The organism is Rathayibacter sp. PhB127, from assembly GCF_003751665.1.
GTDB lineage: Bacteria > Actinomycetota > Actinomycetes > Actinomycetales > Microbacteriaceae > Rathayibacter > Rathayibacter festucae.
In genome coordinates this window covers 79,730-100,187 of record NZ_RKHW01000004.1, presented here as the reverse complement: position 1 = coordinate 100,187, position 20,458 = coordinate 79,730, and the positions used below count along the sequence as shown (strand labels likewise).

The following is a 20,458-nucleotide window of genomic DNA, read 5'->3' as shown; positions in this document are numbered from 1 at the left end:
GCGGTGGGATCCGTGGACGGAGGGCGGGATCGGCGCCTGGGGAGGAGAAGGAGGAGGGGCGCGGCGGCCTAGTGCCGCTCGATCCCGAGCCCCTCGAGCAGCTCGACCCGCCGCTCGGCGAGCTCGGCGGAGCCGCGGTCGCGGGGCCGTGCACCGGGGACCGTCATGATCTGCCGGATGCGCGAGACGCCACCCGGCTCGTCGCGGCCGAGCAGCACGATCCGGTCGGCCAGCTGCAGCGCCTCATCGACGTCGTGGGTGACGAGCAGGATCGTGGCGGGGGCGGCCGCGTGCACCTCGAGCAGCAGGTCCTGCATCCGCAGGCGGGTCAGCGCGTCGAGCGCGCCGAACGGCTCGTCCAGCAGCAGCACGCCCGGGTTGCGGGCGAGCGCGCGGGCGAGCGAGGCGCGCTGCGCCATCCCGCCGGACACCTCGCGCGGCCGGGAGCCGGCGTGCGCGGTCAGGCCGACGAGCGAGAGCAGCTCGTCGACGGCGGTGCGGCCCGCCTCGCGCGAGGTGCCGCGCGGAAGCCCGAGCGCGACGTTCGCCGCGAGGGAGCGCCAGGGCAGCAGGCGCGGCTCCTGGAAAGCGACCGCGCAGCGCGGGTCGATCCCCGAGACCGACGACCCGTCGATCAGCACCGTGCCGGCGCTCGCCGTGTCCAGGCCGGCGGCGATCCGCAGCAGCGTCGACTTGCCGCAGCCGCTCGGGCCGAGGATCGCGATGACCTCGCCGGCGCGCACGTCGAGCGAGACGTCGGCCAGGACGGGAGCGCCCGGGGTGAAGGTGCGGCCGACCCCGTCGAAGCGCACCGGGAACGCCGACTGGCCGAGCGCGGCGTCGAAGGCCAGGCTCGTGCGGGCGGGGGTTCCGGTCATGAGGGCTCCGAGGCGGGGCGGGCGGGCGGACCGTCCGATCGTACGGACGAGCGCCGACCCCTCGGCGGCCGCGACGACACGCGGAGTAACACAGGCGCACCCCTGCACGACGAAGGCCCCGCCGGCACCGCGCAGCGGCGGCCGACGGGGCCTCGGGGGAGCGGACTACGCCTGGACGAGCACGAGCTCCTCGAGCGGCAGGCGCGTGCGGGGAGCGGTCTCGCGCTCGCGGAGCACGTCGTTCTCGAGCGCGTCGGGGCCGGCGAGCACGCCCACGGCGGCGACGGTCACCGGGTCGAAGCGCTCGTCGACGCCGAACGCCGTGCGGATCCCGTCCTTGTCGAAGCCGGCCATCTGGTGCACGTGCAGCCCCTCGTGGTGCGCCTGCACGCTGAGGTGGGCGACGGCCTGGCCGAGGTCGTAGACGGCCCACGGGCGCGCCTCGCCCTTCTCGTCGACCGTCTCGGCGAGCGCGACGATCAGCGCGGCGGCCGAGCCGGCCCAGGCGGCGTTGAAGCCGACGAGGGTGCCGACGATGCTGTCGAACTCCGGAGTGCCGCGGCGCGCGACGATGAAGCGCGACGGCTGCGAGTTGCCCGCCGAGGGGGACCAGCGGGCGGCCTCGAGCAGCGCGGTCAGCGTCTCGTCCGCGATCGCCGCGGAGGCGTCGTAGGAGCGGGGGCTCCAGCGCTCGGCGAGGACGTCCAGGATCGGGGCGCTGGTCGAGGCGGTGCGGGTGGCGGTGTCGGTCATGGGGTGCTTCTCTCCGGAGATCGCTGAACAGGGAGGGCCTCGTCGCCCGAGGGACCCAACCGCAGGAGCTCCGCCGGCATTCCCGCTCGTCGCGCCGACCGGCCGTTCGCCCACGGAGGAGCACGGGGTCCTGTCGGTGCGGAACGGTACCCTGGAGAGCGGCGTGCTTCCCCGCGCGCGACAACTCACCACTCTGATGGAGGATCATCCATGGCCCAGCACTTCGACGTCGTCGTCCTGGGGGCAGGCCCCGGTGGATACGTGGCCGCGATCCGTGCCGCCCAGCTCGGCAAGTCCGTCGCCATCGTCGAGAAGAAGTACTGGGGCGGTGTCTGCCTCAACGTGGGCTGCATCCCCTCCAAGGCGCTGCTGCGCAACGCGGAGCTCGCCCACATCTTCCACGCGCAGGCGAAGCAGTTCGGCATCTCGGGCGACGTCTCCTTCGACTTCGGCGTGGCCTTCGACCGCAGCCGCACCGTCGCGGACGGACGCACCAAGGGCGTCCACTTCCTGATGAAGAAGAACAAGATCACCGAGTTCGACGGCACCGGCTCCTTCACCGGCCCGCAGGGCCTCGACGTGCAGCTCACCAAGGGCGGCTCCGAGTCGCTGACGTTCGACGACGCGATCATCGCGACCGGCGCGAGCGTCCGCCTCCTCCCCGGTGTCGAGCTCTCCGAGAACGTCGTCACCTACGAGACCCAGATCATGACCCGCGAGCTGCCCGACACGATGGCCATCGTGGGCGCCGGCGCGATCGGCATGGAGTTCGCCTACGTCCTGAAGAACTACGGCGTCGACGTGACGATCATCGAGTTCATGGATCGCGCCCTCCCCAACGAGGACCCGGACGTCTCCAAGGAGATCCAGAAGCAGTACAAGAAGCTCGGCGTCGAGATCCTCACCTCCACCAAGGTCGAGTCGGTCGTCGACAAGGACGGCTACGTCACCGTCACCTACACCGGCAAGGACGGCACGCAGTCGACCCTCGAGGTCGACAAGGTCCTCATGTCGATCGGCTGGGTCCCCCGCGTCGAGGGCTTCGGCCTCGAGAAGACGGGCGTCGAGGTCACCGAGCGCGGCGCCATCGGCATCGACGAGTACATGCGCACCAACGTCCCGCACATCTACGCGATCGGCGACGTCACCGCCAAGCTGCAGCTCGCGCACGTCGCGGAGGCGCAGGGCGTCGTCGCCGCCGAGACCATCGCCGGAGCCGAGACCCAGACCCTCGGCGACTACCGGATGATGCCGCGCGCCACGTTCTGCCAGCCGCAGATCGCCTCCTTCGGCCTCACCGAGAAGCAGGCGACCGACGAGGGCCACGAGATCACCGTCTCGACCTTCCCGTTCATGGCCAACGGCAAGGCGCACGGCCTCGGCGAGCCGACCGGCTTCGTCAAGCTCATCGCGAGCAAGCAGTACGGCGAGCTCCTCGGCGCCCACATGATCGGCCCGGACGTGTCCGAGCTGCTCCCGGAGCTCACGCTCGCGCAGAAGTGGGACCTCACGGCGACCGAGCTGGCCCGCAACGTGCACACCCACCCGACGCTGTCGGAGGCGCTCCAGGAGGGCTTCCACGGCCTCAAGGGCCACATGATCAACATGTAGCTCCCCGCTCCCCGCACCGCGCGCTCCGGCTCGCGGGAGCACCTGCTCCGGCTCGCAGGATCCGCCTCGGCTCGCCCGATCGCGCGGATCCGGCGAGCCGGAGCTGTTTCCGCGAGCCGGATCCGTCTCCGCGTGCCGGAGGTCCCGCCCCGAGCCGGATCGCGACCCGACGAGCCCGGCTCCGGGCCGCCGCTAGCGTGGACGGATGGACCCGCGCCTCCTCGACCGACTCGCCGCCGACGCCTGGCCGCCCCTCGAGCGCCGCGCGCTCGGCGGCTGGCGGCTGCGCGCCGCCGGCGGCGTCACGAAGCGCGCCAACTCCGTGCTCACCTCGGGTCTCGTCGAGGACGTGGACCAGGCGATCACCGCAGCGGAGGAGTTCGCGCGCGAGCAGGGGATCCCGCCGCTCTTCCAGCTCGGCCCCGCGACGCTCCCCGCCGACCTGCCCGAGCGGCTCGCCCGCCGCGGCTACGCCGGGCACGAGCGCACCCTCGTCCTCACCGGCTCGGTGACGGAGGCGCTCGCCGCGCTCGGCCCCGCCGCCCCGGAGGCCGCGGAGCCGGTCGAGACGACGGAGGCGCCCGGCGAGGAGTGGCTCTCGCTCTGGTGGTCGGTCGACGGCCGCGGCGGCGACGCCGAGCGCAGGATCGCCGAGCGGATCCTCGCGGGCTGCGACTCCGCCTACGCCCTGCTGCGGGACGGGAGCGGCCCCGCCGCCTGCGGCCGGCTCTCCTGGGCGACCGCCGAGGACGGCGAGCGCTGGTGCGGCCTCTTCGCGCTGGCCACTCGCCCCGACGCCCGCCGCCGCGGCCACGCCGCCACGCTCCTCCGCGCCCTGCTCGAGCAGGCCGCCGCCCGAAGCGTCGACCGCCTGTGGATCCAGGTGCTCGCCGACAACGCCGCCGCCCGCCGCCTCTACGCGTCCCTCGGCTGCCGCGAGTCCTCGCACTACGACTACTGGCGCCCCTGACCGCGCCGTCCCCTCCCTCCCGCGAGATGCCTCTTGTGCACGCGACACGCCGTGAAACGTGTGCACAAGTGGCATCTCGCGGAAGGGATCAGCCGGCGATGACCGCGCGTGCGACCGCCTCGGCGCGGGCCGCGTCGCCCGTCACGAGCACGCGCCACCACGTGTCGTCGGCCAGCACGTCGACCTCGCACGAGCCGCCGCCGCAGCCCGAGAGCGCGCGGTCGCCGAGACCGTCGAGCGGAGTCAGCGTGACGGCGAGCCCGGTCGTCAGGGACAGGTTCCGCCAGCCGTCCTCGCCGTTCGGCAGCACGTCGACGCTCAGGCCCGCGTAGCTGCTGCTGGTCGCATCGGTCCAGGTGCACGAGGCGTAGCCCGCGCGGGCGGCGGCCGCCGCGGAGGCGGTCGACGGCGCGACGCCCTCGGTCCCGCTCCCCGGGGTCGCGTCCACGAGCCCGGCCGTCGCGGCCAGCTGCTCGCCGGTGAGCACCTCGGCACAGACCGGAGCGGTGGCGGTCACCGGCTCGTCGAGCCGGCCGCCGGCCGCCGCGGCGGTCGCCGTGGCGAGGGCCGCGAGGTCGGCGTCGGCCGGCGAGCCGGTCAGCGCGAGCGTCACCCAGGTCGAGCCGGTGAGGAGATCGACGGAGCAGATCTCGACCGAGCAGGCGCTGTAGGCCTCGACGTCGGTCGCGAGTCGCGTTCCGCCGGAGAGACCGGCCGCGGCGAACGCGTCCGCGGCGTCCTCGGCGGCCGAGGCGGTGATCGACGCCGTGCCGTCCTCCTCGTACCAGGCGCAGGTCAGCAGCCCGCCGTTCTCCTGCGCCGACTCGCGGATCAGCTCGGCCGAGGAGCGCACCGTCTCGTCCCGCGTGCCCTCGAGCGAGCCGGGCGCGATCCCGAGGGCGCTCGACGCGCGGGCGACCGGCAGCAGGGCGTCGCAGTCGAGCCGGGCGGCGGAGGAGCGACTTGGCGTCGGCGACGCGGACGCGGAGGCAGGAGGAGTCGCAGAGGGAGTCGCGGACGCCGTCCCGCTCGTCTCCGGCTCGGCCGCCGTGCAGCCCGCGAGCAGGCCGGCTGCGACGAGCAGCGCCGCCCCCGCCCCGACGGCGCGCGCCCTCACGCGGCCAGCTCGCGCTCGATCGCCGCCGTGAACGCGTCGATGTCGTCCTCGCTCGTGTCGAACGAGCAGACCCAGCGCACCTCGCCGGTCGCCGGGTTCCAGTCGTAGAAGCGGTAGGCGGCGCGCAGCCGGTCCGCGACCCCCGCCGGCAGGGTCGCGAACACCGCGTTCGCCTGCGTCGGCTGGGTGAAGGCGAGCCCGGTGATCCGCCCGGCCGCCACGGCCTCGTCCAGCTGCGAGCGCAGCCGCGCCGCCATCGCGTTCGCGTGCCGGGCCGAGCGCAGCCAGAGCGGCTCCGCCTCGCCGTCCTCGCCGAGCATCGCGAGCAGCTGCGCCGAGAGGAAGCGCATCTTCGAGGACAGCTGCATGTTGGTCTTGCGGAGGAACGTCAGCCCGCTGGACGCCTCGGGGTCGAGCACGACGATCGCCTCGCCGAGCAGCATCCCGTTCTTGGTGCCGCCGAAGGACAGCACGTCGACTCCGGCGTCGCTGGTGAAGGCGCGCAGGGGCAGCCCGAGGGCCGCTCCGGCGTTCGCGATCCGCGCTCCGTCCATGTGGAGCCGCATCCCCCGTTCGTGGGCCTGATCGGCGAGCGCGCGGACCTCCTCCGGCGTGTAGACCGTGCCGAGCTCGGTCGACTGCGTGATCGAGACGACCAGCGGCTGGGCGCGGTGCTCGTCGCCGAAGCCCCAGGCCTGCTCGTCCACGAGCGCCGGCGTGAGCTTGCCGTCGGGGCTCTCGACGGTGAGGATCTTGATCCCGCCGACCTTCTCGGGGGCCCCGCCCTCGTCCGAGTTGATGTGCGCGGTTCCGGCCGAGACGACCGCCCCCCAGCGGGGCAGCATCGACTGCAGACCGGTCACGTTCGCCCCGGTTCCGTTGAAGACGGGGAAGGCCTCGGCCTGCTCGCCGAACTCGCGGCGGAAGACGCGCTGCAGCTCCGCGGTGTAGACGTCCTCGCCGTAGGCGACCTGGTGGGCGCCGTTCGCCGCGGCGATCGCCGCGAGCACCTCCTCGTGCACGCCGGAGTAGTTGTCGGAGGCGAAGCCGCGGAGGTCGGGATCGTGCAGAGCGCTCATTCCCCCATCCTCGCAGCCCGCCGCGGATCGATCCTGGTGGCGGGCGCCGTCGCTCCCTGTGTTTCCGGCATGTGAACGGACCGTCCTCTGAAAGCCGATTGCCGTCAAGAAGTTGGTATCGCGTGGGAGGCAGGCCACTCTTGTCCTATGCGCATGGACACTTCGGGGGCGGTCCGCGACATGCCCGCCCCTCCCGGGGTGGACGAGATCGCGGCTCGCTTCGGCGATCCCGTCCTCGCGTTCGCCCCGCAGCCCCGCCTCGAGGAGTTCGCGGCGGCGCAGACCATGGCGCTCGGACGCTTCGTCGAGATCTCCCTCTCCTACTCGTTCTTCAAGAATCCGCGCAACCGGGCCGACCCGGTCAACCACGTCCCGCTCACCCCCGAGCAGAAGCGCGCGATCGAGCGCGCCGAGAACGACCACCTCCCGCCGTGGATGGTCGATCAGGTCACGCGGATGCGCTATCCCGTGCTGTGGGAGGCGGTGCGCACCTCCGTGCCGATCCCCGCCGAGCGCAGCCGCCCGCTCGAGTCGCGTCTCGCCGCGCACATGGGCGACGTGCTGAGGAACACCTTCCCGGGTCGCGTCCGCACCCGCCGCGGCGGCATGCCGGTCGTCGCCGCCGCCCTGCGCGACGAGGACGTCGTGCGCGGAGTCCCGGTCGTCGTCGACGGTGAGGCGCTGCGCGGCTACCGCGTCGACACCGACCCCGACGTGGTCGCGATCGGCGCCCGGGTCGACGGCCGCTACATGACGGTCGTGCTCGATCGGAAGATCGCCCCCGACATCCGCATGGAGTTCGTCCGTCGAATCCCGCCACGTCCGGCACCGGCCCAGCCTCGGCGCTGACGCCCGAACGGACGCGATCGGGCTCGGCAGCGGGCACGATCGGATCTCTGCGGCGCGGTTCACCCCTGCCCGGCGAGGCTGTCCCGCCAAGCGCGCGCCGAGACCTTGACGCCGTCGAGGAGGCGCAGTGCGGCGCTCATCGAACGACTCATGGGGCGCAGATGCCGCGACAGGTTGCCCAGCAGCGCGAGCTGCTGATCGAGCCCGCTCGCGCCGGGGACGTCGAGAGCTCGGACCAGGCCGTCCAGAATCTCGAACAGCATGCGCTTGGACGCTTCGTCGGGCGTGCCGCTGAGGAGGAAGACCAAGCGCGATACATCGCTGTCCACGCCCTGCCACACCGCACCGAGTTCCTCCGCCGCGTGGTCGAGTCGTGCCACGGGCTGCTCCAGCTCCGCCCCGATCTCCGACAGGGCTCGCGCAGTCGCGTACGTCGGTCCGGTCCGGAGCGGAGGCCGACCGGAGAACACGGCACTGATCGAGGCGATCGCATCCTTCAGGCCGGAGGCCGCGCGCTCGATGTCTGTCCGACTCGCCTCCAGGGATTCCAGGGTCTCGAGAAGGTCGCGGTCCTCGTCGGGGTCCTCTCCACGCTGAGTGAACGTCTCCGTCCTGTCCTTGGCCACGGTCGCGACAGCGATGCGGAGCCGCTGCGTCAGCTGGTCGAGCACGGTGTCGTACTCGACACTTCCCGGTTCGAGCAGCCGGAAATCTGTGGCCGCAACCCACTGCGTCTCTTTGATCACTGACCAGACCGGGTCCTTGTCGGACATCACGCCGCTCGCCGAGGGATCCACCCAGATGAGCGGGAGGAGGACTTTCTGCCCGGGATCCGCGGTCGCTGCCCGCCGGAAGTCCAGGAACTCCTCCCGGCAGGCGGCGCTGCTGAGGTAGCGAGGGGTCACGAAACTCAACAGGAAGGTCGTCGTGCTCGCCTCTGCTCTGAGGCGCTGTCGCCAGTTCTCCCCCCAGGAGATGTCGTCGCGGTCGATGAAGAGACGGAGGGAGCCGCCCGTCAGGAACTCGTAGCGGTCGGCGAGATCTTTGGCGAAGGAGATCATTCGCCCGCGCGAGCTGGCGTCGTCTGCGTGGACGTGACTGATGAAGATCGAGGCGTCACTTCCGACGATCGGATCCGGCACAGTGACGACCTCTCTCTCTGAGATGCGAGCATCGCCGGCCCTGCCGAGCGGATGGGATCCGTCGAGGACGGCCAGGGGGAGCCCCCAGATGTTCTCTCGCAACCGGATGACCTCGGGGCCGTTGTGGAACACGAAGCCTCTGTGCAGTCCTCGTCCCTCACCGAGAGCGATGAGTCCGGCGATGTCCCGCTCGTGGACCGAGCGTGACGCCTTGATCTCGACACCGACGGTGCGATCGAGTTCGTCGATCATCACGAGATCGACCTCTCGCCCTCGTTTCTCCGCTGGACGCCAGTAGAAGGCGCGGATCTCGTGGTCGGACCAGCCGGCCGCGGTCGTCAGCTGGTTGACGACATGACTTTCGAGAAGCGCTCCGAGTGCTTCACGGTCTTGACGGAGATCGACTCCGGCTCGGGTCATCGATTCCACGGCGAAGGACGTATCGACCGGGTGGATCTTCGCGCGCGAATGGGATTGGCGTGGCGGCGCGGTGGCGAGGTTGGGGAGGTGATGAGTGAGGAAGACCCGCTCGAAGACTCCGAGATAGCGATCGATCGTTCGGCGGTCGAGATCGAGCTGCTGAGCGAGGCGACTGGCGTTGAAGATACCGCCCGGTGTGCGCATGAGACCGTCCAAGGCGGCGCGGGCGGCAAGAGTGTCCACTCCACGGCCGGCGAGTGCCTGATCTGAGAGCAGGCCTTCGATGTCCGACCGCAGGTCCAGCGAGAGGTCGCGCCGTGTCCTGATGACATCGGGGACGACGTAGGTGGGGAAGCCTCCCCTGGTGAGCCGATCGAGGAGCGTCGACTCGTCGAGATCGGTGCGCCCTCCTGCAGCGATCTCTGCATCGAAGAGGAGGTCGACGATCGAACCCTCCTGGCCTCCGATCTCCCACTCCGTCAGCGGACCCATGCTGAACCGGCGGGAGCGTCGCGTGAGGGCGTCGGCGCCGCCGAGTCCGGTCCGAGCGATGGACGCTGAGCCGGTCAGGACGACTCTCGTGCCCGCGCCGGGAATCTCGTCGACGAGCTCCTTGACCAGGAGCGGAAGCGCTTCGAGCAGTTGCGCCTCGTCGATGATCGCGGGGAAGGTGAGGCCTCGCAGCCAGCCGCCCGGGTCGGAGGTCGCTCGGCGGAGCACTGAGGGGTCGGCGAGCGAAGTGTAGGAGAAGCCCCGCTTCTGGAGAACGCTGCGCACGAGAGTGGTTTTGCCGACGGCCCTCGCTCCCTCGAGAACGACGACCTTCGCATCGGAGGAGAGAAGGGCATCTCCAAGCAGCCGGGGAATGAGAGACATGGCAAAAATGTACATCGTGTGTATACATTTTTGTACATGAGACGCAAAACGGCGGTCCGGCTTCGCCGGTAGCGTCAGGACCGCCCCGGCACCGCGATCCCGTGCTCGTAGGCGAAGACGACGGCCTGGATGCGGTCGCGGACGCGCAGCTTCATCAGGATCTTGGACACGTGGGTCTTCACGGTGGCCTCGCCGACGTAGAGCTCGGCGGCGATCTCGGCGTTGGACGAGCCGCGGGCCAGGTGCACGAGCACCTCGCGCTCGCGGTCGGTGAGCTCCTCGATGCCGGGGTGGACCTCGGCGCGGGCCGGCGCCGTCGCGAAGCGCTCGAGCACGCGGCGCGTCACGTCGGGTGCGAGCATCGCGTCGCCGCGGGCCACGACCTGCACGGCCTCGACCAGCTCCTCCGGCGACGCGTTCTTCAGCAGGAAGCCGCTCGCTCCGGAGGACAGCGCCTCGAAGAGGTAGTCGTCGCGGTCGAAGGTGGTCAGGATGAGGACGCTGGAGCACAGGCGCGGATCCTTGACGATCTCGCGGGTCGCGGCCAGGCCGTCCATGCCGGGCATCTGCACGTCCATGCAGATGACGTCCGGGCACAGGTCGGAGGCCCGCTCGATCGCCTCGATCCCGGTGCGGGCCTCGCCGACGACGACGATCCCGGGCTCGGACTCGAGGATGGTGCGGAAGCCGGCACGGACGAGCTCCTGGTCGTCGACCAGCAGCACCCGGACATCGGCCGTCATGCGCGCCCCCCGCTCGCTCGCTCCCGGCGCCCCCACGACACCTCGGACGACGCTACCTGCTCCCCGGACCCCCCGCGGACGCTCGTCAGAGGGACGTGCGCGCGCACCAGGTAGCCGGAGCCGCTCGGGCCGGTCTCGACCGTGCCGCCGACGGCCGCGGCGCGCTCGCTCATGCCGGTGTGCCCGAGCCCGCAGGACGTCGCGGCGACGGGATGCGCGCCCTCGCCGCCGTCGTCGGCGACCTCGAGCTCGACCGCGTCGTCCAGGTAGCGCAGCCGCACCTCGGCGGTGGCCCCGCGGCCGGCGTGCTTGCGCACGTTGGTGAGCGACTCCTGCGCGATCCGGTAGAGGCTGAGGCCCACGGTCGCCGGGATGTCCCGGGGTTCGCCGACGGTGAGGAACACGGCGGGCAGTCCGGAGCCGGCCGCGGCGAGGACGAGCTCCTCGAGCTGCGCCACCCCGCGGGTCGAGGCGGCGTCGGTCAGCGGGTCGAGGGCGGTGTCCTCGGCGCGGAGGGCGATCAGGATGCGGTGCAGCTCCTCGATCGCCGATCGCGCGTCGCTCTCGATGGCGCTGAGCGCCGTGGCCGCCCGCTCCGGATCGCGCGCGAGCACCCGCCGTGCAGCCCCCGCCTGCACGCCCATCACGCTGACGTGGTGCGCGACGACGTCGTGCAGCTCGCGGGCGATGCGCAGCCGCTCGGACGACACCGCCTGGCGGGAGGAGCGCTCCCGCTCGTCGTCGAGCTCGGCGGTGCGCGCCTCGAGCGCCTCGAGCCGCCGCGCCGACTGCCAGGACGCGTCGCCGAAGACGTACGCGCTGCCGAAGTAGAGGAGGTTCGCGACGACGGCCAGCGCCGACTCCGCGACGTAGGGCGGGAGCAGCCCGGCCGACTCCTCCGCCGGGAGCGGGCTGCTCACAGGTGCGCCGGTGGCGAGGGTGACGATCAGCCAGCCGAGCATGCCGACGGCGATGACCGTGCGGACGATGAGCGCCAGGCGCCGGTCGCGGCTCCAGGCACCGACCGTGTAGAGGGCGAGGTAGAGGCAGATCTGGTTGAACAGCGACTCCGGCACCTGGAGGATCAGCCCGAGCGCGTAGACCGCGGTGAGAGCGACCGCCACGGTCGACGGGAAGCGCCGGCGCAGGGCGAGCGGGAGGGTCATCGCGAGCGCCCAGAGCGTGCTCACGGCGGGGTGCGCGGCGTCGGTGAAGCCCGCAGAGGCGTAGAGCGCGACGGAGACGAGGGTCGCCACCAGCAGGACGCCGGCGGCGACGGCGTCGCGGACGTAGGCGGAGCGGGTCGGCGCTCGCCGAGTCCAGCCCGCATCGAAGGGGTCGGCAGCGACGGCGCCAGGAGGCATGCGCCCCACGCTAACCGACGACGGTCGGGCGGGCCGCCGCGCGAGTCGCCGCATGACGCTCCTCCCCTTCTGGTCGAGTCGCCACCGCCCATGCTGGTCGAGTAGCCCCGCAGGGGCGTATCGAGACCCGCCGGCCTCAGCAGTGCGGGTCTGCAGACTCGCGTTCTGACGGTGGATCTCGATACGCCCGCTGCGCGGGCTACTCGATCAGCAGGGGCGGGGCCGCTGCGCGGGCTGCTCGATCGGCACGGGCGGGGCCCTCTGCGCGAATCACGCGATCTGTCAGTCGCGCCCGGTGATGCCCGCGGTCGACGCGATCACGTCGCCCATCTTCCTGCCGAGGGCCTCGTAGAACATCGACAGCGGGAACTCGTCGTCCAGCACCGCGTCGGTCAGCCTGCGCGGAGCGCCGAGGAGCACCTCGTCCGGCAGCCCGCGCGCCCAGGCGGAGGCGGGGTGCGGCGTCACCGTCGCCGCGACCAGCGCGTAGGCGGCGAGCCAGTGCGCGGTCTTCGGCCGGTCGATCGAGCGCCAGTAGAGCTCGTCGATGGCGTCCGAGAGGGCGACGACGACGTCCGCGACGCTGTCCCACTCGAAGGCGAGCCGGGTGTCGGTCCAGTGCAGGACGCCGTGCTGGTGCAGCCAGGCGAAGAGCAGCTGGCCGCCGAGCCCGTCGTAGTTGCGCACCCGAGAGCCGGTCAGCGGGAAGCGGAAGAGCCGGTCGAAGAGGATCGCGTACTGGACCGTGCGCGCCCGCGCCGCGAGCGCCTCCTCCTCGCCGTCGCGGTGCTCCTGGCCGGCCAGGCGCCGCTCGATCGCGACGGACTCGCGGAACGCGGTCAGATCGCAGCGCAGCTCCTCGAGGGAGTAGAGGAAGAACGGCATCCGCTGCTTGATCATGAACGGGTCGAACGGCAGGTCGCCGCGCATGTGGGTGCGGTCGTGGATGAGGTCCCACATCACGAAGGCCTCCTCCGCGGTGTGCTGGTCCTCGAGCATCCGGCGGGCGTCCTCCGGCAGCTCGAGCCGCGTGATCTCCGCGGCGGCGGAGACGACACGGCGGAAGCGCGCGGCCTCGCGGTCGGCGAAGATCGCGCCCCAGGTGAAGGCGGGGACGGCGCGCATCGCGACGGTCTCGGGGAAGAGCACGGCGCTGTCGGTGTCGTAGCCGGCGGTGAAGTCGACGAAGCGGACCGGCACGAACAGCGCGTTCGAGTAGTCGCCCGCCTCGAGCTCGGCGACGAAGCGCGGCCAGACGACCTCGACGAGCACGGCCTCGACGTGGCGGTCGCGGCTGCCGTTCTGCGTGAGCATCGGGAAGACGACCAGGTGGCGCAGCCCGTCGACGCGGTCGAGCTGCGGCTGGAACGCCTGCAGCGAGTCGAGGAAGTCCGGGACACCCAGCCCCTCGGCGCTCCAGCGCTCGAAGTCGACGACGAGCGCCTCGAGGTAGGCGGCGTCGTGCGGGAAGGCGGGCGCGAGGGTGCGGACAGCGTCGATGAGGCGCTCGATCTCGGAGCGGGCGTCCTCGAGGCGGTCCGGGTCGGCCAGCGAGCCGTCCTGCGCCTGCAGCGGTTGCAGTGCGGTGGCCGCGGCCTTGAGGCGGAGCCAGGCGCGGGAGGTCTCGACGCGGTCCTCGACGACCTCGGGTTCTCCGACGACGGTGCTCTGCACGAATTGCGACATGGTGATCCTCCTCACGCTCGTATAACCGGGTGGTTCGGGCCGGATCCGGCCCATCCCCGAGCGTATGGGCCGCGGCGCGCGCTTTTCTTGCGTGAGCCCGGAGCGAATCCGCGAGGTCGGCGATCACGGCGCACGACTCCGCCGAAACGGCCCTCTCTGCGCGGATCGACGGGGGAATCGGCGCGCGATATCAGCCCGCGACCAGCCTTTTCGCAGGTAGCACCCCCCGTCCGGGGCTAGATTCGCAAGGTTCCCGCCAAGGCTCCTCCAAGGGGTCGAAGATAGGGCGGACATCTCGGCTGCCCACACCCGGCGGCCATCCGATCGACCTGCGACTCCGAACACCTGGCGGAGCGGCAGGGCGTCGGTCCACCTTCAAGAGGAAGGATCGGATCGCGTGACGGGACCCGAACCCGGAAGCGACCACAGAACAGTCAGCATCGATCAGCACTCCGAGACCCTCCGCCTCCTGCCCTGGCCGCAGGCGGACGTCACCGCACTCCGCAGCGATCTCGCGGAGTCCGGAGAGCGTCTCGAAACGGAAGACGAGTTCCTCGACCGGCACGACCGCTACCTGCGCGGTTGGGCCGAGGGGAGCGGGTTCTTCTACGCGATCGAGCTCGACGGGCACTGCGTCGGCTCCATCGGCTATTGGTACGGCCACTCGCGTGGCGCCCTCGCCTACGAGACGGGCTGGAGCATCGCTCCCGCAGCCCGCGATCGCGGCGTCGTGGCGCGCTCGGTGCGCCTGCTCCTCGAGGAGGCGGCGGCGTTCCCGCTGCCGCGCTTCGTGCACGCGTACGTCCCCGCGGACGACGCCGAGGACAGCGCGATCTGCGTCGAGGCCGGCTTCGACCGCGTCGACGTCGTGGAGGCCGGCGACCCCCCGGTCCTCTACGCCGACTGGGCGTTCGACCTCGCCGACGTCGCCTAGGAGCGGCGTGCTCGCGCCCGCGATGGGCCGATCATGCTGATCGAGTAGCCCGCGCAGCGGGCGTATCGAGATCCACCGTTCTGCAGAGTGCGGGGTCTCGATACGCGCTGCGCGCTACTCGACCAGCATGATGGCGCGCTGGCGCGCCCGTTCCTTGCGAGCTCCGTGACCAGCAGGGTTGCCGGGATGTTCACGCGTCTCGGCCGCGCTGGGCTCGTCCATGCTGATCGAGTAGCCCGCGCAGCGGGCGCGTCGAGATCGGCTCTCCTGCAGAACGCCGGCGCGACACGCGCTGCGCATTCCTCGAGCAGCAGGAGCGCCGGTCGTGACGCGCCACGGTCGACATAGCGACCCCATGTTCCTATCATCCAGGTATGGGTGCGACGCGGACGGCTAAATCGACGGGGCTGGCTGGGCTATGAGCGCCCAGGACGGGGATCTCCGACCGATCTCCTCGCTCGTCGTCGCAGCCGGCGATGGCGTCGTCGCCACCGGTCGGCTGAAGCGAGTGGCCGGGGGACTCCGCCTTGCCGCAGTGGGCGCCGGCCTCTACGACATCGTCGTCGAGCAGGCGGCGCCGAGCGTTCCGCTGACTCTCGAGTCCGCTCCCGCCTGCGTCGACGTCGTCACGGTCGAGGGCGTCTGGCGGGGCGAAGGAATCACCGAGGCCCGCATCGTCCCGTTCCGAGAGCCGGTGCGATTCCCGGACGCTCTCGGCGACCGTGCCGAGCCTCCTCTCGTCGCCGGCGGCCGGGCGACGAGAGCGGAAGTCCTCGCGGTGGACGTGATGGCTGTCGTCGACGGTCTCCGCGAGTCCGGGCTCGTGTCCTACGTCGCCCACTGCGACGAACGCGGGTGGTTCGGGATCGCGAGTGCCACTGATCCGGAGCCGGTCCGCCGCGGTCTCCGCCGTGTCCTGGGCGACTCCTTTCTGGTGGTTCATTCCCCCTGAGGACTCCAGACGCTCGACGCCATCGACCGCATCTTCGAGAGCGACGGCGTCGGCCGGGAGACCCTCCACATCGGACGCTTCATCGATCCACGCGGCCGCCTCCGCTCCAGCGCACTGGTCCGCTTCGTCTCTCCCGCGCTGGCCCGCGCCCTCGGGGACACAGGCGCCGGCGCTGTAGACCTCGCCGCCTGGATCGCTCCGACCCCGTCCGGCCTCTGACGGCCGCCGCGTCGGAGGCCGTCAGGCGCCAGCCATGGGCGCAGCACAGCGAGGAACTCCTCGGGCCGCAGGCGGGCGGCTTCCGCCGGGGCTTCTCGTGCTCTCCGCCGACTGGGCGTTCGACCTGGCCGTCATGGCGTCGGAGCGGCGGGCCGCATCACCGAGCATCTCGGGTGCGATGCGACGCTCCGCGCCATCGCGCCCCGCCGGTGGCCGCGGAGCTACCATCCCCGGATGGTCAGGAGCATCTCGACGGGCGCCCGCGCGCGAGCAGCTGCTGCGCTCGTTCTCGCTGTGTCGGGGCTCCTCGCCGGGTGCGCGGACACGCGAGTCGAGGAGGCGAGGCCGGTCGATGGACCAGCGTTCTCCGGCCCCTGGGCGGCGGAGTTCCGCTCGCACTTCGACGACGCCGCGTCGGACTTCGAGCGTGGCGTTCTCGCTGACGGCGAGATCACCGACCAGGAGTACTCGGAGATGACCGACCGCTTCTCGGGCTGCCTCGAGGCCGCGGGGTTCGACTTCTCCGGTTTCGGACGCGACGGCTCCTACTCCGCCACGCCACTCTCGCCCGTCGATCCCGACACGTCTCGGCAGGTCACCGACGACTGCGGAGTCGAGTCGGGCGAGCGGACCATCGGCGCCCTGTACACGTGGATCACCCGGAATCCGGAGAACGTGGACGAGGCGTCGATCGTGGTCGACTGCCTGCATCGGAAGGGCCTCGTCGACGCCGGCTACACCGCTGAGGACTGGACCCGTGAGAACGCGGTGTCCTCGCTGCCCGCCTCGATCCCGGCCGATCGCAAGGGCGAGTACGAGGAGTGCGCCGGCGATCCGCTGGGGCTCGTCGATGGCTGAGCCGGTCCGGGCATGAGGCCGTCGCGGGCCGCCCGCCTCTCGCTCGGCGTCGTCATCGCGGTGCTCCTCGCCTCGGGCGGCGCGGGGGCCGCACTCCTCCTGGTGACGCCGACGGTGCCCGCGAGCCTGGCGGAGTCGTCCGGTCCGGAGACGGTGCCCGTCCCGTTCGAGGAGTTCGCCGATCCTCGCCAGGTCGAGGCCGGGTTCGAGCGGGCAGCGGACGTGTCCCTCGTGTCCGCGACGGAGGGGCTGCTGACCGCTTCGGCCTGCCGCGCCGGCGAATCGTTCTCCTCGGGCACGTCGTCCCTCGCGGTCGACGGCGCACCCGTGCTGTCCCTCGCAACGGCGACGCCGCTCTGGCGCGACCTCGTGAAGGGCGACAGGGGTCCCGACGTGCGCGCCCTGCAGGAGGAGCTCGTCCGCCTCGGCTCCCCGCTGGTGGCCGACGGGGTCCTCGGTGACGGTTCGATCCGCGCGATCGAGCACCTCCTCGAGGAGGCGTCGGGGGAGGACGAGCAGCTCGCGGCGATCCCGCGGTCACGGCTGCTCTGGATCCCACGACCGACGGTCACCACGGCCTCCTGCGGGCTCTCGGTGGGCGGCCCGGTCGAGCGGGGGAGCGTCGTCGCCGTCGTCGCCGGTGGGATCGCGGCGCTGCGTCTCCCCTCCGTCCCGGCCGACGTCCTGACGGGCGAGCGGCGGCTGCTCGTGGACGACGCGGTGCTGTCGCTCTCTCCGGAGGGCGCGGTCACCGCCGAGGCCGACCTGCGATCGTTCGCGGCCACGGTGTCCGCCCGGTCGGCGCTCGCGACCGAGGGGACGACGACCGTCCGCGCGGAGTACGTGCTCGCGAACCCCGTCCGAGTCGGAGTGGTGCCACCGTCCGCCCTCTTCGCGCTCGAGGGCGAGCGCGGCTGCGTCGTGGCGGACGGCTCCCCGGCCCGCGTCGAGATCGTCTCCTCGGAGCTGGGCCGCACGTCGGTCGTCTTCCCCGACGGGGAGGAGCCGGCCTCGGTCGCGGTCCTGCCCGGGGCGCGGAGTTGCGGGTGAGGGTGCACGGGCTCGGGCACCGCTTCGAGCGCGGCCCCTGGCTCTTCCGCGGGCTCAGTGCGGACTTCCGGGTCGGCGAGACCTGCGCGGTCGTCGGTCCGTCGGGGTCCGGCAAGAGCACGCTGCTCGCGCTCCTCGCCGGCTGGGTGGAGCCGACCGAGGGCGGCGTCGATCGGGTTCCCCACGAGCGGATCGGCTGGGTGTTCCAGAACCCGCACGGCGTCGCCCGGCGGTCGGCGCTCGATCACGTCGCCCTGCCGTTCCTCGCCGGAGGGGTCTCCGGTGCGGAAGCCGATCGTCTCGCGGCCGCTCTCCTCGACCGCTTCGATCTCGGGCAGGTGGCCGACCGCGCCTTCCGCGAGCTCTCGGGCGGTGAGGCCCAGCGGCTGATGCTGGCCAGGGCCCTCGCGGCGCGCCCCACCCTCCTCCTCATCGACGAGCCGACCGCCCAGCTCGACCAGCGGACGGCGCAGACCGTGAACCGGGCGATCGCCGAGGCCGCGACACCCGACTGCGCCCTCGTCGTCGCGACGCACGATCACGGCACGCGCGACTCCTGCACGACGGCGCTGGACCTCGCCGCGCACTCCGGAGGCGGGGAGTGAGATTCTCGAGCCTGGTCCGCGAGGCCTGGCGCAACGTCTCGACCGGCACCTCGCGTGCGCTGCTGCTCTGCGCGTGCGTCCTCCTCGTCGCTCTGCCGATCCAGATCGCGGACCTCGCGGTGACGCGGCAGCACGTGCGGGCGGCGGAGGCGTACCAGCGGGCCGGCGCTTCCGTGCAGACGCTCGCCGCGCCGGGTCGGATAGACGGGGAGGCGTGCGCGGCGCTCGCCGGCTCGGCGACGGTGCGGGCGGCCGGAGCGGTCCGCGCCGCCACGTCCGATCTCGTCACGGCCGTGCTGCCCCGCTCGCCGATCCCGCTCTTCGAGGTCACCGCGGGCGTCCCTGACATCCTCCGAGCCGCGGCGGTGCCCGGGACCGGCGTGGTCCTCGGACCCGAGGCCGCGGACGCCGTCGGGCGCGGCGGCGACCTCGCGCTCGCCGGCGGCGGCTCGGTCGCCATCCGCGGAGGCTACGACTATCCGGACGACGGGCGGCGCCGCGGTTTCGGCTACGCGGCCCTGGCGGGTGCTCCGGCTGGCGAGCGGCCCTTCGACGAGTGCTGGATCGACGCCTGGCCGCAGAGCGAGACCGTCCGGGCCCTCCTCCTGACGACCGTGCTGCTCGGCGAGAGCGCTCCCGACGATCCGGCGCCCGTGCTCGCACCGCTGAACTCGCGCCTCGGTGCGGCCTTCGACGGCGGGGCTCGCAACGCGGACCGGGTGACGCTCGCCGCCGGGCCGCTCGCGGGACTGCTCGTGCTCGCGGCGTGCTGGGCGGTGACGGCCCTGCGCCGGGTCGAGCTCGCCTCGGCCCTGCACTCGCGGGTCCACCGGGTCGAGCTGCTGGCGGTCCTGCTGCTGGAGTCGCTCGCGTGGCTGATCCCGGTCGGCTCGGCGGGCCTCGCCGTCGCCCTGTTCTTCTCGAGCACCGGTCCGCCCGTCGACGCGGCGGCGACCCTGATCCAGGGCCTCCGGACGCCGGCCGTCGCCGTGCTGTCCGCGGCGACGGGCGTCGTCCTCGGCGTGCTGACGACCCGCGAGAGGCACCTGTTCCGCTACTTCAAGAACCGCTGACGGCGTCGCGGGTGCGCCACCTTCTGCAGGGGGTGGGGTCTCGATACGCGCTGCGCGCTACTCGACCAGCATGTTGGCGCGCTGTCCCGCCAGTTCCTTGCGGGCTCCTCGACCAGCAAGGGTGCGGAAACGTTCACGCATGCTTGCCGCGCTGAGCCGATCATGCTGATCGAGTAGCCCGCGCAGCGGGCGTATCGAGATCCACCAGCGTCAGACGTCGAGTCTGCCGAGCCGGCCTGCTGAAGTCGGTGGGTCTCGATATGCCCCTGCGGGGCTACTCGACCAGCATGAGTGTGCGCCGTCGTGGGTGCGTCCGCCGGGGCGGATCGCTGGCGGCCTCGTGTCAGAGGCCGTGGGACGCCAGCCACGGGCGCAGCACGGCGAGGAACTCTTCGGGTCGCTCGACGCTGGGGAGGTGGGCCGCGTCGTCGAAGACGTGGGCGTCGGCGCCGGGCACGGTCGCCGAGAGGAAGGCGTGCACGGGGAGCGACTCGGAGACGTCGTGGGCGCCGACCATCGCCAGCGTGGGCACGGCGATGTCGACGACGCGGTCGTAGGCGGGCGGCTCGATCGCGGTCGGCCGCGGCTTCTCGCCCTCGTGGCCGCTCCGGCCGCGGGCGAGCTCGCGCACGGTCTCGACGAACGCGGGGTCCAGCGAGGCGGGGTCGCGGTCGGGGCCGAACGCCCACAGCTCCGCCTCCATCCGCGCGACGCGCTCGTGGTAGCCGGCGGTCAGCACCGCGTCGATCTCGTCGAAGCGGCGGTCCTCCTCCTCGGTGAGGTCGGGGTACGGGAAGCCGCCGACGCCGGGGGCGATCAGCACCAGGCCGGTGACGCGGTCGGGGTGCTCGAGCGTCAGGTCGAGGACGAGCGAGCCGCCGCGCGAGCAGCCGATCACCGTCGCGCGCTCGACGCCGAGGTGCTCGAGCACGTCGAGGGCGTCCTGCCGCGGGTCGAACTCGACGTCGTCCGTCCGGGTCTCGCCGAAGCCGCGGGTGTCGTAGCGGATGACGAGGTGGTCCTCCGCGAGCGCGGGGACGACCGGGTCCCACATCCGCAGGTCGGTGATGCCCGCGTGCACGAGCAGGAGGGCGGGGGCGGAGGCATGGCCGTCCGACTCCCAGTGCAGGGTCGCTCCGGGGACCTCGAGATGCGGCATGCGCCCACCGTAGGCCCGGCCCCGCGACGGGGCAACGGGCGGCGCCTCCTAGGCTGGACGCGGTGCGCCGACCCGCGCCGACGATCCCAGCCCGCGAGCCGCCCGGCTCCGCCGACGAGA

The 20,458-nt window shown here is 72.3% G+C and carries 18 protein-coding genes; 8 read left to right on the top strand and 10 right to left on the bottom strand.

All coding sequences use genetic code 11. From position 1 onward, the window contains the following. Nucleotides 1–68: 68 nt before the first annotated feature. Together EDF22_RS16945 and EDF22_RS16940 are read right to left on the bottom strand one after the other, a co-directional pair. The gene (locus EDF22_RS16945; protein ID WP_123706036.1) at nucleotides 69–878 is read right to left on the bottom strand and encodes an ABC transporter ATP-binding protein; all 810 of its coding nucleotides are present in this window, start codon (nucleotides 876–878) and stop codon (nucleotides 69–71) included. A 165-nt stretch (nucleotides 879–1,043) separates the two neighbouring features. Further along, complete coding sequence (locus tag EDF22_RS16940; protein ID WP_123706035.1) at nucleotides 1,044–1,631, bottom strand: nitroreductase family protein; 588 nt, start codon at nucleotides 1,629–1,631, stop codon at nucleotides 1,044–1,046. 210 nt (nucleotides 1,632–1,841) lie between these two features. Here EDF22_RS16940 and lpdA point away from each other — a divergent pair, with 210 nt between their 5' ends. Both lpdA and EDF22_RS16930 read left to right on the top strand, forming a co-directional pair. Next, nucleotides 1,842–3,242 carry a dihydrolipoyl dehydrogenase gene (lpdA, locus tag EDF22_RS16935; RefSeq protein WP_123706034.1) on the top strand — a complete coding sequence of 467 codons (1,401 nt, stop codon included), beginning with the start codon at nucleotides 1,842–1,844 and terminating at the stop codon, nucleotides 3,240–3,242. Between the two features lie 205 nt (nucleotides 3,243–3,447). Next, nucleotides 3,448–4,212, top strand: a complete 765-nt coding sequence (locus tag EDF22_RS16930) for an N-acetyltransferase (protein ID WP_123706033.1) — start codon at nucleotides 3,448–3,450, stop codon at nucleotides 4,210–4,212. Between the two features lie 88 nt (nucleotides 4,213–4,300). Here the strand turns inward: EDF22_RS16930 and EDF22_RS16925 are convergent, their stop codons facing one another. Together EDF22_RS16925 and EDF22_RS16920 are read right to left on the bottom strand one after the other, a co-directional pair. Then, a complete protein-coding gene (locus tag EDF22_RS16925; RefSeq protein WP_123706032.1) occupies nucleotides 4,301–5,329 on the bottom strand; it encodes a hypothetical protein in 1,029 nt (342 codons plus the stop codon). Further along, a complete protein-coding gene (locus EDF22_RS16920) occupies nucleotides 5,326–6,408 on the bottom strand; it encodes a low specificity L-threonine aldolase (protein WP_123706031.1) in 1,083 nt (360 codons plus the stop codon). Before EDF22_RS16920 ends, EDF22_RS16925 begins: the two co-directional genes overlap by 4 nt. A gap of 153 nt (nucleotides 6,409–6,561) precedes the next feature. Between EDF22_RS16920 and EDF22_RS16915 the strand changes: the two genes are divergently transcribed. Then, entirely contained in the window at nucleotides 6,562–7,257 is a 696-nt protein-coding gene (locus EDF22_RS16915; RefSeq protein WP_133963572.1) for a hypothetical protein, read from the top strand. Between the two features lie 59 nt (nucleotides 7,258–7,316). On the opposite strand, the gene EDF22_RS16910 is transcribed toward EDF22_RS16915, so the two are convergent. From EDF22_RS16910 to EDF22_RS16895, 4 genes are all read right to left on the bottom strand, one after another. Continuing rightward, on the bottom strand, nucleotides 7,317–9,695 hold the full coding sequence (locus EDF22_RS16910; RefSeq protein WP_185020570.1) for a DUF4143 domain-containing protein: 2,379 nt from the start codon (nucleotides 9,693–9,695) through the stop codon (nucleotides 7,317–7,319). Nucleotides 9,696–9,769: 74 nt separating this feature from the next. Next, entirely contained in the window at nucleotides 9,770–10,438 is a 669-nt protein-coding gene (locus EDF22_RS16905; protein WP_123706238.1) for a response regulator transcription factor, read from the bottom strand. Beyond that, on the bottom strand, nucleotides 10,435–11,802 hold the full coding sequence (locus tag EDF22_RS16900) for a sensor histidine kinase (protein ID WP_123706028.1): 1,368 nt from the start codon (nucleotides 11,800–11,802) through the stop codon (nucleotides 10,435–10,437). The genes EDF22_RS16905 and EDF22_RS16900 overlap by 4 nt, the downstream gene beginning before the upstream one ends. Before the next feature lie 282 nt (nucleotides 11,803–12,084). Further along, complete coding sequence (locus EDF22_RS16895; RefSeq protein ID WP_123706027.1) at nucleotides 12,085–13,488, bottom strand: DUF6421 family protein; 1,404 nt, start codon at nucleotides 13,486–13,488, stop codon at nucleotides 12,085–12,087. Nucleotides 13,489–13,885: 397 nt separating this feature from the next. Here EDF22_RS16895 and EDF22_RS16890 point away from each other — a divergent pair, with 397 nt between their 5' ends. Further along, nucleotides 13,886–14,422 carry a GNAT family N-acetyltransferase gene (locus tag EDF22_RS16890; RefSeq protein ID WP_159421751.1) on the top strand — a complete coding sequence of 179 codons (537 nt, stop codon included), beginning with the start codon at nucleotides 13,886–13,888 and terminating at the stop codon, nucleotides 14,420–14,422. Between the two features lie 364 nt (nucleotides 14,423–14,786). Here the strand turns inward: EDF22_RS16890 and EDF22_RS20540 are convergent, their stop codons facing one another. Beyond that, complete coding sequence (locus EDF22_RS20540) at nucleotides 14,787–15,443, bottom strand: hypothetical protein (RefSeq protein WP_148059223.1); 657 nt, start codon at nucleotides 15,441–15,443, stop codon at nucleotides 14,787–14,789. Between the two features lie 384 nt (nucleotides 15,444–15,827). On the opposite strand from EDF22_RS20540, the gene EDF22_RS16880 reads away from it, so the two are divergent. The 4 genes from EDF22_RS16880 to EDF22_RS16865 are packed head-to-tail and all read left to right on the top strand — an operon-like array spanning nucleotide 15,828 to nucleotide 19,179. Further along, complete coding sequence (locus tag EDF22_RS16880) at nucleotides 15,828–16,451, top strand: hypothetical protein (protein ID WP_148059222.1); 624 nt, start codon at nucleotides 15,828–15,830, stop codon at nucleotides 16,449–16,451. A 12-nt stretch (nucleotides 16,452–16,463) separates the two neighbouring features. After that, a complete protein-coding gene (locus EDF22_RS16875) occupies nucleotides 16,464–17,501 on the top strand; it encodes a peptidoglycan-binding protein (protein ID WP_123706023.1) in 1,038 nt (345 codons plus the stop codon). Continuing rightward, nucleotides 17,498–18,106: an ABC transporter ATP-binding protein gene (locus tag EDF22_RS16870; RefSeq protein ID WP_260303523.1), complete on the top strand. Its 609-nt coding sequence runs from the start codon at nucleotides 17,498–17,500 to the stop codon at nucleotides 18,104–18,106. Before EDF22_RS16875 ends, EDF22_RS16870 begins: the two co-directional genes overlap by 4 nt. Then, nucleotides 18,103–19,179 (top strand): hypothetical protein, encoded by a 1,077-nt coding sequence (locus EDF22_RS16865; RefSeq protein WP_123706021.1) that lies wholly within the window; start codon nucleotides 18,103–18,105, stop codon nucleotides 19,177–19,179. The genes EDF22_RS16870 and EDF22_RS16865 overlap by 4 nt, the downstream gene beginning before the upstream one ends. 343 nt (nucleotides 19,180–19,522) lie before the next feature. Here EDF22_RS16865 and EDF22_RS16860 read toward each other — a convergent pair whose 3' ends face one another. Beyond that, nucleotides 19,523–20,338: an alpha/beta fold hydrolase gene (locus EDF22_RS16860; RefSeq protein ID WP_123706020.1), complete on the bottom strand. Its 816-nt coding sequence runs from the start codon at nucleotides 20,336–20,338 to the stop codon at nucleotides 19,523–19,525. Nucleotides 20,339–20,458 lie beyond the last annotated feature (120 nt).

Excerpts from the sequence above, each read along its gene's own strand:
- EDF22_RS16945 (WP_123706036.1), bottom strand. The coding sequence starts at position 878 with ATGACCGGAACCCCCGCCCGCACGAGCCTGGCCTTCGACGCCGCGCTC.
- EDF22_RS16940 (WP_123706035.1), bottom strand. The coding sequence starts at position 1,631 with ATGACCGACACCGCCACCCGCACCGCCTCGACCAGCGCCCCGATCCTG.
- lpdA (WP_123706034.1), top strand. The coding sequence starts at position 1,842 with ATGGCCCAGCACTTCGACGTCGTCGTCCTGGGGGCAGGCCCCGGTGGA.
- EDF22_RS16930 (WP_123706033.1), top strand. The coding sequence starts at position 3,448 with ATGGACCCGCGCCTCCTCGACCGACTCGCCGCCGACGCCTGGCCGCCC.
- EDF22_RS16920 (WP_123706031.1), bottom strand. The coding sequence starts at position 6,408 with ATGAGCGCTCTGCACGATCCCGACCTCCGCGGCTTCGCCTCCGACAAC.
- EDF22_RS16915 (WP_133963572.1), top strand. The coding sequence starts at position 6,562 with ATGGACACTTCGGGGGCGGTCCGCGACATGCCCGCCCCTCCCGGGGTG.
- EDF22_RS16910 (WP_185020570.1), bottom strand. The coding sequence starts at position 9,695 with ATGTCTCTCATTCCCCGGCTGCTTGGAGATGCCCTTCTCTCCTCCGAT.
- EDF22_RS16905 (WP_123706238.1), bottom strand. The coding sequence starts at position 10,438 with ATGACGGCCGATGTCCGGGTGCTGCTGGTCGACGACCAGGAGCTCGTC.
- EDF22_RS16900 (WP_123706028.1), bottom strand. The coding sequence starts at position 11,802 with ATGCCTCCTGGCGCCGTCGCTGCCGACCCCTTCGATGCGGGCTGGACT.
- EDF22_RS16895 (WP_123706027.1), bottom strand. The coding sequence starts at position 13,488 with ATGTCGCAATTCGTGCAGAGCACCGTCGTCGGAGAACCCGAGGTCGTC.
- EDF22_RS16880 (WP_148059222.1), top strand. The coding sequence starts at position 15,828 with ATGGTCAGGAGCATCTCGACGGGCGCCCGCGCGCGAGCAGCTGCTGCG.
- EDF22_RS16875 (WP_123706023.1), top strand. The coding sequence starts at position 16,464 with ATGAGGCCGTCGCGGGCCGCCCGCCTCTCGCTCGGCGTCGTCATCGCG.
- EDF22_RS16860 (WP_123706020.1), bottom strand. The coding sequence starts at position 20,338 with ATGCCGCATCTCGAGGTCCCCGGAGCGACCCTGCACTGGGAGTCGGAC.